Origin of the sequence: Actinomycetospora sp. (genome assembly GCF_036497585.1) — a bacterium.
Classification (GTDB): Bacteria; Actinomycetota; Actinomycetes; order Mycobacteriales; family Pseudonocardiaceae; genus Actinomycetospora.
On record NZ_DASXJD010000143.1, the window covers coordinates 1 to 10,237 of the forward strand.

At 76.8% G+C, this 10,237-nt stretch carries 6 protein-coding genes; 1 reads left to right on the forward strand and 5 read right to left on the reverse strand.

The features are described 5' to 3' along the window. The 5 genes from VGH76_RS14170 to VGH76_RS14190 all read right to left on the reverse strand — a co-directional run. Positions 1-413 (reverse strand): FAD-binding protein (locus VGH76_RS14170; protein WP_331557327.1); only part of this gene is annotated, 413 nt, incomplete at its 3' end. Positions 414-427: 14 nt separating this feature from the next. Continuing rightward, positions 428-1,813 carry an FAD-binding oxidoreductase gene (locus VGH76_RS14175; protein ID WP_331557328.1) on the reverse strand — a complete coding sequence of 462 codons (1,386 nt, stop codon included), beginning with the start codon at positions 1,811-1,813 and terminating at the stop codon, positions 428-430. A 139-nt stretch (positions 1,814-1,952) separates the two neighbouring features. Continuing rightward, positions 1,953-2,957, reverse strand: coding sequence for a pirin family protein (locus tag VGH76_RS14180; protein WP_331557330.1), 1,005 nt, complete (start codon positions 2,955-2,957; stop codon positions 1,953-1,955). A 114-nt stretch (positions 2,958-3,071) separates the two neighbouring features. Further along, positions 3,072-6,530 carry an ATP-dependent helicase gene (locus VGH76_RS14185; RefSeq protein WP_414637725.1) on the reverse strand — a complete coding sequence of 1,153 codons (3,459 nt, stop codon included), beginning with the start codon at positions 6,528-6,530 and terminating at the stop codon, positions 3,072-3,074. Beyond that, positions 6,527-9,811 carry an ATP-dependent DNA helicase gene (locus VGH76_RS14190; protein ID WP_331557331.1) on the reverse strand — a complete coding sequence of 1,095 codons (3,285 nt, stop codon included), beginning with the start codon at positions 9,809-9,811 and terminating at the stop codon, positions 6,527-6,529. Before VGH76_RS14190 ends, VGH76_RS14185 begins: the two co-directional genes overlap by 4 nt. Positions 9,812-9,879: 68 nt before the next feature. Between VGH76_RS14190 and VGH76_RS14195 the strand changes: the two genes are divergently transcribed. After that, entirely contained in the window at positions 9,880-10,164 is a 285-nt protein-coding gene (locus tag VGH76_RS14195; protein WP_331557332.1) for an MGMT family protein, read from the forward strand. The last annotated feature ends 73 nt before the right edge of the window (positions 10,165-10,237 follow it).

The following is a 10,237-nucleotide window of genomic DNA, read 5'->3' on the forward strand; positions in this document are numbered from 1 at the left end:
AGCGCCGCGCAGGGGCGCGGGACGGCGCCCGCCGCGGCCCGGTGCACGGCCGCCCACGCCGCGCCGACCCCGGCCCGGACCGTGCCCGCGACGGGATCGGCCATGGTGCGGTCGGCGCGCGAGAGCGAGATCGCGACGACCGGACGGTCCCCGGAGCGGGCTGCGTGCCCCCCGCCCACCCCGAGGACCACGACGTCGATGTCGTGCTCGGCCGCCCACGCGACGACGCGGACGACGTCCGCGGTGCCGGTGGCCCCGACCACGGCGACGAGCCGACGCAGCGTGCGCACCGTCGGCGGCGTCTCGAGGACGAGCTCGGTGGCCGCGTCGGCGCTGAAGGGCGGGTGGACCGGGCCGTCGACGACGGCATCGAGGGTCAGGAGCGCCTCGACGGTCCACCCGGGCCCGCGCACGGTGCCCGCCTCCCTCAGCGCAGCCCGAGGCGGCGACCACCGAGGACGCCGTCCGGGTCGACCCGCCGGGACACGTCGATCAGGCCCGCCCGCGCCTCGTCGCTCCAGCAGGCGCCGGGGCGCGCCGCGATCGTCTGCGGGGACGCGAAGTTGACCGGCACGGAGCCGTCCGACCACGGCGCCAGGGCGTCGACGATGCCGTGGGCCACGGCCGGGACGACCTGCTCCAGCGGCGGCACCATCGGCGCCACGATGCCGAGGAGGTAGGGTGCCCGCGGCATGCACCCGGCGGTGCCGCGCATCCCCGCGCCACCGATCGCCCGCAGCTCCACCATGATCAGCGGCAGCTCGTGCTGGGGGCCCGCCGCCTCGAGCAGGGCGTCGATCGTGCCCGCGTCGACGGACTGCAGGAACCCGCCGGTGGCCCAGGCCGGCAGCGGGTCGGTCGGGTCGCAGTGCACGGCGTCCATCGCGACGGCCGGCATCTCCTCGACCATGTCCATGATCGGGGTGGCGACGAGGCGCATGGGGCGCACGACCTCGAGGCCCTCGATCTCGGGGCCCAGGTGGGCGACGCGCAGGTGGACGACGGTGCGCCCGCGCAGCGGCGGCGGGACGGCCTCCATGTCGGGCATGCGCAGGATCGCGATCGAGGTGGTGGTGTTCTCCCTCAGGGTCGGCTGCCACTGCCGCCACGCGTGCATGACGGCGGCTGCGTCCGCCGCGTCGAAGAAGATCGCCCCGCCGTAGAAGCGCGTCATCTCGACGAGCTCGACGGTCATCTCGACGACGATCCCCGCGGCGTCCTTCCCGCCGAGCATCGCGTGGAAGAGCTCGGGGTCCTGGGTCGGGGAGACCTCGCGGCTCTGTCCGTCGCCGGTGACCACGCGCATGTGCCGGACGCGGTCGCAGCCGTAGCCGTAGCGGCTCACGACCGGGCCGATGCCGCCGCCGGTGGAGAAGCCGACCACGCCGACGTCCGACGACGACCCGGTGACGGCCGAGAGCCCGTGTGGGGCGGCGGCCTCGAGGACGCGCGCCCACTTGACGCCCGCGCCGACGGTGACGGTGCGCGCGACCGGATCGACGTCGCAGCGGTCGAGCCGCTTGGTGGACACGACGAGCACCCCGCGGTGGGAGAAGTCCGCGTGACCGGTGGCGATGACGCCGACGCCGACGCCCCGGGCGCGGGCCCAGCGCACCGCGGCCGCGACGTCGTCGGCGCTCGTCGCGCCCACGACGGCGACCGGCTCGTGGCGGGGTGCGAGGTTGAAGCCGGCGAGCTCGGCGACGACGTCGACGTCCCCCGGGTCCCACACGGGTCCGGACACGGCTCTGCGCAGGTCGGCGATCTCCCGGGTCGACGTGGTCTCGGAGACGGGGCCGGCGAGCTCAGTCATCTTGACACTCCGTGATCAGCTGCAACGCTTCCGGGTGAGGCGCGATGCAAGTGACCGTAGAGTTACCACTCTGAGTGACGCAAGACCGGGATTTGTCCGCGATCGCTCACCCAGCGTGAGAAGAGGCGATCACCGAGCGTCAGCCGCGGGGTCGGATGCGCGCGTTCGGGAGCGCGGGCGCGTGGAGGCGGGCGGTGCCGCCGTCCGTGCCGACGTAGCCCTCGACGTGCCCGTACCGACCCTCGGGGTCGTCCTCCCACGCGGAGCGGAACGCGACGATCTCGTCGTGGGTGCGGCCGACGAAGTTCCACCACATGACGATCTGCTCGCCGAAGGGCGTCCCGCCGAGCAACAGGAGCCGGGCCGGGGCGTCGGTGGCGTTGGAGAGCCCGAGGCGGGCGTGTCCCGGGGCGACGTAGGCCAGCTCGGCGGCGGCGACGTCGGTGGGGGTGTCGGGGGTGTCGGGGGTGTCGGGGGTGTCGACGCGGACGGCGCCGGTGTCGACGAGGACGCCGTGCTCGAAGGCAGGATCCACGTCGAGGGCGAGGGTGGCGTGCGGCTCGAGGACGAGCTCGGCGCCGAGCAGCGGCGAGAAGGTCTCGACCGGGCTGGTGGAGCCGGCGAGGGTCCCGAGGAACACCCGGATCACGGCGCCGGGGACGTGGACCGACTCCGGGGCGTGGTGGGCGAACGAGCGCGGGGTGTCGCGGTGAGCGTCGGGGAGAGCGAGCCAGAGCTGGGCGCCGTGCAGCGTCGTCGTCCCGGGCGTCGAGACCTCCGAGTGCGCGACGCCGTGCCCGCCGGTCATGAGGTTGAGCTCGCCGGGGCGCACGATCGCATGCACGCCGTGGCTGTCGCGGTGCTCGACCTCGCCGGTGAACAGCCAGCTCACCGTGGCCAGGCCGGTGTGCGGGTGCGGGGGTACGTCCATGCCGCCGGTGGCCGCGACGCCGTCGGGGCCGTAGTGGTCGAGGAAGCACCAGGCGCCGATGAGTGAGCGCTGCCGCTGGGGCAGGGTGCGCCGCACGGTCATGGCCCGGGGCCCGCCGAGCGGGACCGCCCGCGGCGTCAGGATCTCCACGGCCGCCTCGCGGGGCTCCTCGCCGCACACCACTTCGTCCGGCGCCGTCTCGACGTTGCTCACCCCCACATCCTCCGCCCACTCGGGGGCCTGTTTCGAGCGAAGGGCACCTCCGGTCGACTAGATCGGCCGTGGGCGCCCCTCGCCGGTACGGTCGGCCCCGAGGTGGGGCCGAGCTCAGCGGGGGTCGCGGTCGCCGTCGTCGAAGCCGGTGTGGTCGGGGTCGGCGTCGTCCTCGGACCAGGGCGCGGGCGGGCCGCGGTGCACGACCACGTCGTCGCCCTCGGGCTCGCGGACCTCGACGGGCACCGACGCGACCAGGGCACGCAGGCCGCCGGCGTCGAGGAGGTCCGACGGGGTGACGGTGCGGTCGGCCCGGACGTAGTGCAGCGCCGCGCGCACCCGCTCGACCGGCGTGCCGGAGAGCGCCGCCCACGCGAGCCGGTACGCGGCGAGCTGCACCGAGAGCGCCGGCATGGCCTCCGGTGCGGGCGGCGCACCGGTCTTCCAGTCGACCACGGTGGCGCCGCCGTCGGGGTCGGCGAACACCGCGTCGATCCGGCCCCGGACCAGCGTGCCCTCGACCTCGGTCTCGAACGGCACCTCGACCGCGACCGGGGTGCGCGTCGCCCACCGGCTCGCCGTGAACCGCTCCTGCAGCTCGGTGAGGTCGGCCGAGGCCGGATCGTCGGTGCCGGGGTCCTCGTCAGCGGCGCCGGGCAGCTCGTCGAACTCGAGCAGCTCGGTCTTGGCGAACCAGCGCTCGACCCAGGCGTGGAACTCCGTCCCGCGGCGGGCGCGGGGGTCGGGCGGGCGCGGGACGGGACGGCGCAGGCGACGGGCGAGCGCGGCGGGGTCCGCCGCGAGGTCGACCAGCTGGCTCACCGAGAGCTGGGGGGGCAGGAGCACGCGGGCGTGGCGCTCGCGAGCGGCGGCACGCTCGGCGAGGAGCACGTCGACGTCGGTGGCCCACCCGTCGGGGTCCGCCGCCACCTCCGCCCCCGCCTCGACCTCGGTCTCGTCCTGGACCTGCCGCTCCCGGGCCGCCCGGACCAGCGCCGCACCAGCCTCGACCGCCTCCCGCCGCACCCCGAGCGGATCGACCGGCCACTCCTGCGTGCGCTCGACCTCGGCGAGCGGGTTCGCTGCCCCGTCCTCGGGCGCCTCGGCCCAGGCGTCCACGGTGACCCCGCCACGCCCCGCGACCTCCCCGACCTCGGTGAGCAGCTCCGAGGGACCCCGGGGCTTCTCCCCGGTCTCGCCCCACCAGTGCCCCGACACCAGCAGGGTGCGCTCGGCGCGGGTGAGCGCGACGTAGAACAACCGGCGCTCCTCGACGAGCCGCCGATCCTCGAACTCCTGCTCGTGGCGCTCGAGGCGCTCGGCGAGCTCCTTGCGGTCGGTGACACCGGTGACATCGAGGGCCGGGAGGTCGGGCCGGTCGCCGCGCAGCTCGGCGGGGAGCGAGGCGATGCTCGTCAGCCACGACCCGGACAGCTTCGGACCCGGGAAGGTCTTCGCGCAGACGTGGGGCACCGCGACGACCTCCCACTCCAGACCCTTCGCGGCGTGCACGGTGAGCACCTGCACGCGGGCCCCGCCGAGCGCCGGGTCGGCGCCCGCCGTCGAGTCGACCTCGCCCGGGGTTAGCCCGTCCTCGGCCTCCTCAGCGGCGTCGAGGTAGGCCAGCAGCGCCGTCGGGGTGGCGGTGCCCCCGGAGGCCGTTGCTCCGCCGGCGAAGTCGGCGACGACGTCGGCGAACGCGTCCAGGTGCGCCCGCCCGACCTCCCCGGGCCGCGACGCCGCCTCGACGTCGAGCAGCAGCGTCCGCTCCACGTCGGCGACGAGGTCCACCAACGGCGCCGTCACCCGACGCCGCAGCCCGACCAGCTCGCGGGCCAGGCGCCGCAGGCGCGCGTAGCCGGCCGGCGAGTAGCGCTCCGGCGGGCCGGGATCGTCGAGGGCGTCGACCAGCCCGGCCCGCTCGGCGTGCTCACCCGGCAGCGCGTCGGCGATCGGGTCGGGCGCGCCCGCCGTCGGCGCCGATTCCGGGACCGGGGGCGCCGCGAGCTCCCGCGCGCGCCGCCAGAGCGCGGCGAGGTCCGCGCCGCCGACGCGCCAGCGCGCCCCCGTCAGCAGCCGCACCGCCGCGCCCCCCGCGAGCGGGTCGACCACCAGGCGCAGCGCCGAGACGAGGTCACGGACCTCGGGCTCGTCCAGCAGGCCACCCAGCCCGACGACCTCGACGGGGAGGTCCCGGGCGCGCAGTGCGGCCGCGATCTCGGTCATGTCCGCGCGGCGCCGGACCAGCACGGCGCTCGTGGGTGGCGGCTCGTCGCGGTCCAGCGCCGCCCGCCAGCGGTCGGCGATGCCGTCGGCGAGCCAGGCGCGCTCGGCCACCACGTCCTCGTGCAGGGCCACGTGCACGTCACCGGGTGGCGCGCCGGCGAACGCCCGCAGCTCCCCGACGGCGTCGAGTGCGCGGGGTTCGCGCAGCGGCTCCACCACGCCGTTGGCGAGGGCCAGCACCTCGGGCGGGTTGCGGAAGCTGGTGAGCAGCCCGAACCGTCGGGCGGCGACCCATTCACCGTCGGCGTCGGGACGCGGGAAGTCGGTGACGAACCGGGGCAGGTTGGCCGCGCTCGCCCCCCGCCAACCGTAGATCGACTGGAACGGGTCCCCGACGGCCGTCACCGCGGTCTGTTCATCGCCGCCGAAGAGCGCCCGCAGCATGATCCGCTGGGCGTGCCCGGTGTCCTGGTACTCGTCGAGCAGTACCGCCCGGAACGCGGACCGCTCGGCCTGCCCGACCTCCGGGTGCTGGTCGGCGAGGCGGGCGGCCGCGGCCATCTGGTCGGCGAAGTCCAGGCAGCGCTCGGTCCGCTTGCGGGCGGCCAGCTCCTCGACCAGCGGCAGCAGCGCCACGCGGAACCGCTGGCGCTCGACGATCCTCGCCAGCGCCTGCGGCAGCCCCGGCCGCTGCCCCTTCGCGGGGGGCGCCGACTCGATCACCCGCGTCAGGATCTCGGCGTGCTCGCGCAGTGCCTCGGGCTCGGCGAGGTGCTCCCCCAGCTCGCCCGCCAACGCGAGGACGTAGCCGGTGACGCTGGTGGGCACGAGCGAGGTCTCGAGGTCCCGCGTCCACGACGACACCACCCGGTGGGCGAGCTGCCAGGACGCGGTCGGCGACAGCAGCCGGGCCCCGGGGTCGGTGGGGAGACGCAGGCCGTGCTCGGTGAGCAGCCGTCCGGCGTACGCGTGATACGTCGACACCGTCGGCTCGAGGGTCCGCACGAGGACCCGCCGCTCCCCGCTGGGGTCCAGCTCGTCGAGCAGCGGATCGCCCGCGAGGCGGCGCAGGCGGCGGCGGATGCGGTCCGCGAGCTGCCCCGCCGCCTTGCGCGTAAACGTCAGCCCGAGCACCTGGTCGGGGGTGACGATCCCGTTGGCCACCAGCCACACGACACGCGCGGCCATCGTCTCGGTCTTGCCGGAACCGGCGCCGGCGGTGACCAGCGCCGACGCGAACGGCGCCGCGATCACCTCGGCCTGCTCGTCGGTGGGCCGGCGCAGCCCGAGCCGTTCGGCGAGCTCCGCGGGATCGATCCGCTCGGTGGCGGCCAACACCCCAGTCACGGAACCTGCCTCCCCGACGAGTGCACCGGGCACGCCGTGCGCACCGGACAGCGGGGGCACGCGTCGTTCTCCTGCCCGACGAACACCGGCCCCTCCGTCATGCGCGCCGCCGCCGCGACCTGCTCGCGCCAGTGCTCGACACCGTCCTCGTCGAGCGGGGTCTGCGCGCGCTCCTTGGCCTTCGCGCCGTCGCGCTGCAGGTAGACCAGCCGCGCCCCGCCGGGCACCGATGCGGCCGCGGAGCCCTGCGAGGCAGGCGGCGACGCGAGCCGCTCCGCGAACGCGCCGAGCGCCACCGCCAGCTGGTACACGGCCAGCTGGGGATGCTCGGCCGCCTTCGCCGCCGAGACCGGCGACTTGCCGGTCTTGACGTCGACGATGACCGGCCGGCCCCGCGCGTCGATCTCGAGCCGGTCCACCCGTCCCCGGATCGCGACGTCGGCTCCCGGCCCCTCGAGCCGCGCGGTCACCTGCTCCTCGACGGCCTGCTCGGTGAGGTCGCGCCGCGACCCGTCCCGCCACGCGAGGAACGACCGCAGCATGCGCCGGCAGTTCGCGAGCTCGCGCCGCGAGAACCACGGCGCACCCGCGTCCACCGAGGCCCATGCGACGTCGAGCGCCTCGTCCAGCTCCGTCTCCCCCGCCCCCTCGGCGGCGCGCTGCACCAGCGCGTGCACCAGGGAGCCGGTGACCGAGGCCAGCGAGTCGGAGTCGTCCCCGCCGTGGGTCTGCAGCGCCCAGCGCAGCGGGCACGTCAGGATCGTCTCGACCGCGCTCGGGCTCACCGTGATCCGCGACCCCGGCGGCCGCAGTGGCTCGGTGGTGGACACCTCGAGCAGGCCGTACCAGTCGTCGGGGTCGGCCCCCGGGACCCCGGCCTCGGCCAGCCGCGCGAGCTGGGTGGCGGCGCGGGCCCGACGGTCCGGGGCGGTGCCGGGAGCGGTCACGGCACGCCTCAGGTCACCGACCAGCTCGGCGAGCACGAGCGCCCGCCGCGGGCGGCCGCGGAAGCGGCCGGCGTCGTCGTCGAGCCCGGCCGGGTCGGCGGCGACGTCGTCGAGGAACCGCGACGGCGTCACGTCCTCGGACTCGACCGCGCCCACGTGCACGGCGCGCCGCGCCCGGGAGAGCGCGACCGCGAAGAGCCGGCGCTCCTCGTCGAGCAGCGGCACCCGGGAGGACAGCGCCGGGTCGTCCGGGACGCCCGCGAGCACGTCGACCATCCGCTCGACGCCGAGCAGGGTGCCGCGCCGCCGCAGGTCGGGCCACACGCCCTCCTGGACGTCGGGGACGACCACCACGTCCCATTCCCGTCCGCGTGCGGCGTGCGCGGTCAGGAGGGCGACCGCCTCGCCGTCCGGGGTGCGGGGCGCGAGCCCGTCGGTGGCGAACCGCTGCTCGTCGACCTGGCTGACGAAGCCCGCGACGGTGCCGCCCGGCAGGTCCTCGACGAACCGGCCGGCACGCTCGACGAGGGCAACGACGGCGTCGAGGTCCCGGTCGGCCTGCGCCCCCGTGACACCGCCCCGCTCGCTGGTGGCCACCCACCGGGACTGCAAGCCGCTCGCCGACCAGACCGCCCACACCACGTCCGCCACGCTCTCACCGGCGCGGATCGCCTCGACCGCAGCGCCGAGCAGGCCGGCGACCCGGCGCAGCGGGGCGGCGTCCGCGTCCGGGATCAGCGTCAGGCGGTCCGGGCGCCCGGCCAGGTGGTCGACGAGCACGTCGACGATGAGCTCATCGCTGGAGCGCTCGGCGCCCCCACCACACGCCTCGTGCAGCCGCAGGAGCCCACGGCGCAGCCGCCGGAGCCCGAGGGGTTCCGCGCCGCCGAGCGGGGACGCGAGCAGGGCGAGCGCGGTGTCGGCGCCGATCGCGTCGGGGGGCGGGGCGGTGGCCGCCGTCGCGGCGCAGCGCAGCAGGGTCAGCAACGGGGCGACGGCGGGGAGCGCCGCGAGCGGGGTGTCGTCGGCGGGCACCGCGAGGGGCACACCGGCGGCGAGCAGCGCGCGCCGCAGCGGCGGCAGCGAGAGCGGCACGGAGCGCACGACGACGGCGAGCCGCGACCAGGGCACGCCGTCGACCAGGTGGGCCCGCCGCAGCGTGTCGGCCACCCACGCCGCCTGGCGACCTGGCGTCGGGAAGACCGACACCGTGGCGGCGCCGCCCTCGTCGGGCGCGTCCGGCGGCCCGGTGCGCGACCGCGCCGGCCCGGTGCCGCGCAGCGGTTCGACGGCCCGGGCCACGGCGGCGCGGACCGCCGGCGAGCCCCGATGGTCGAGGGTGAGGACCGCCGTCGCGCGGCCGCCGGGGTCGGCGTCGCGCAGCAGCTCCGGCGCGGCGCCCCGGAAGCCGAGCACCGAGGAGTCCGGGTCCCCGGCGAGCACCCAGCCGTCGGCCGTGGCGCCGAGCGTGCGGGCGAGCTCGAGCTGCTGGGGATCCATGTCCTGCGCGTCGTCCACCACGAGGTGGCGCACGTGCTCCCGCTCGCTCGCGAGCAGCCCGGGGTCGGTGGCGAACGCGTCGAGCACCGCCGCGACCAGTTCGGCCGCGTCCAGGGGAGGCGCGGACGCGAGGGGGTTCGCCGATCCGGCGGCCGCGCGCAGCAGCGTGACCTCCTCGAAGGTCTGGTAGAAGCGCGCCGCGGCCACCCAGACGGCGACGTCGTGCTCCTTGCCCAACGCCCGCAGCTCGCGCGGGCCGAGCCCCCGCTCGGCGGCCCGCAGGAGCAGGTCGCGGACCTCGGCGGCGAACGCCGGGGCCTCGAGCGCGGGCACCAGCCGGGCGGGCCAGCCCGAGCCGCGGCCCGCGCCGGCGGCCTCCCCGGCGAGCAGCTCGCGCACCATCGCGTCCTGCTGGGCACCCGGCAGCAGCCGCGGTGGGGCCTCCTCGCGGCGGGCGGCGTGGCGGCGCAGCACCGCGAACGCGTAGGAGTGCACGCTGCGCACCAACGGCTCCCGCGCGGCGGTCAGCGTGCCGCCGACGGCGCCGTCGAGGACCCGCCGACGGGCCGAGATGCGCTCGCGCAGCGCGGCCGCGGACCGCCGGTCGCCCACCAGCACCAGCGAGCGAGCGTCCTGGTCGGCGTGCAGCAGCCGCGCGACCCGCTCGGCCAGCAGCGTGGTCTTCCCGGTCCCGGGGCCGCCGAGCAGGCGCAGGAACCCGGCGTCGTGCTCCAGCACGCGCTGCGCCGGGGGGTCCAGCACGAGGTCGGCCGGCAGCCGGGTGGCCGCGCGCAGCAGCCGCGGCGCGTCCGCAGCCCGAGCACCCGTCGTCATGCCCCCGAGGGAACCACGACCCCCCGACAGTCACGTCCCGCGGCCGCCCGGCTGGCAGGATCGCCGGTGTGGACGAGGCCCGGCACGAGCGGATCCGGGAGATCGTCGCCTCGATCCCCGAGGGTCGCTGGTGCAGCTACGGGGACGTGGCCGCGGCGGCGGGCGAGCGCTCGGCCCGCGTCGTCGGGACGGTTCTCTCGACCGACGGCGCCGACCTGCCGTGGCACCGGGTCCTGCGCACCACCGGCACCCCGGCCCCACACATCGCCGTCGAGCAGATCCGCCGCCTCACCGCGGAAGGCGTCCTCGTCGTCGACGCCCGTGCCGCGAAGGGCCAGCGGCACGCCTTCTAGCGATCCTTGGTCGCTAGAGCTTTGGCATGTGGGCAAGGGTCAGGCGGCGGCCGACGGTAGCCGTGCATCGGCC

Excerpts from the sequence above, each read along its gene's own strand:
- VGH76_RS14175 (WP_331557328.1), bottom strand. The coding sequence starts at position 1,813 with ATGACTGAGCTCGCCGGCCCCGTCTCCGAGACCACGTCGACCCGGGAG.
- VGH76_RS14190 (WP_331557331.1), bottom strand. The coding sequence starts at position 9,811 with ATGACGACGGGTGCTCGGGCTGCGGACGCGCCGCGGCTGCTGCGCGCG.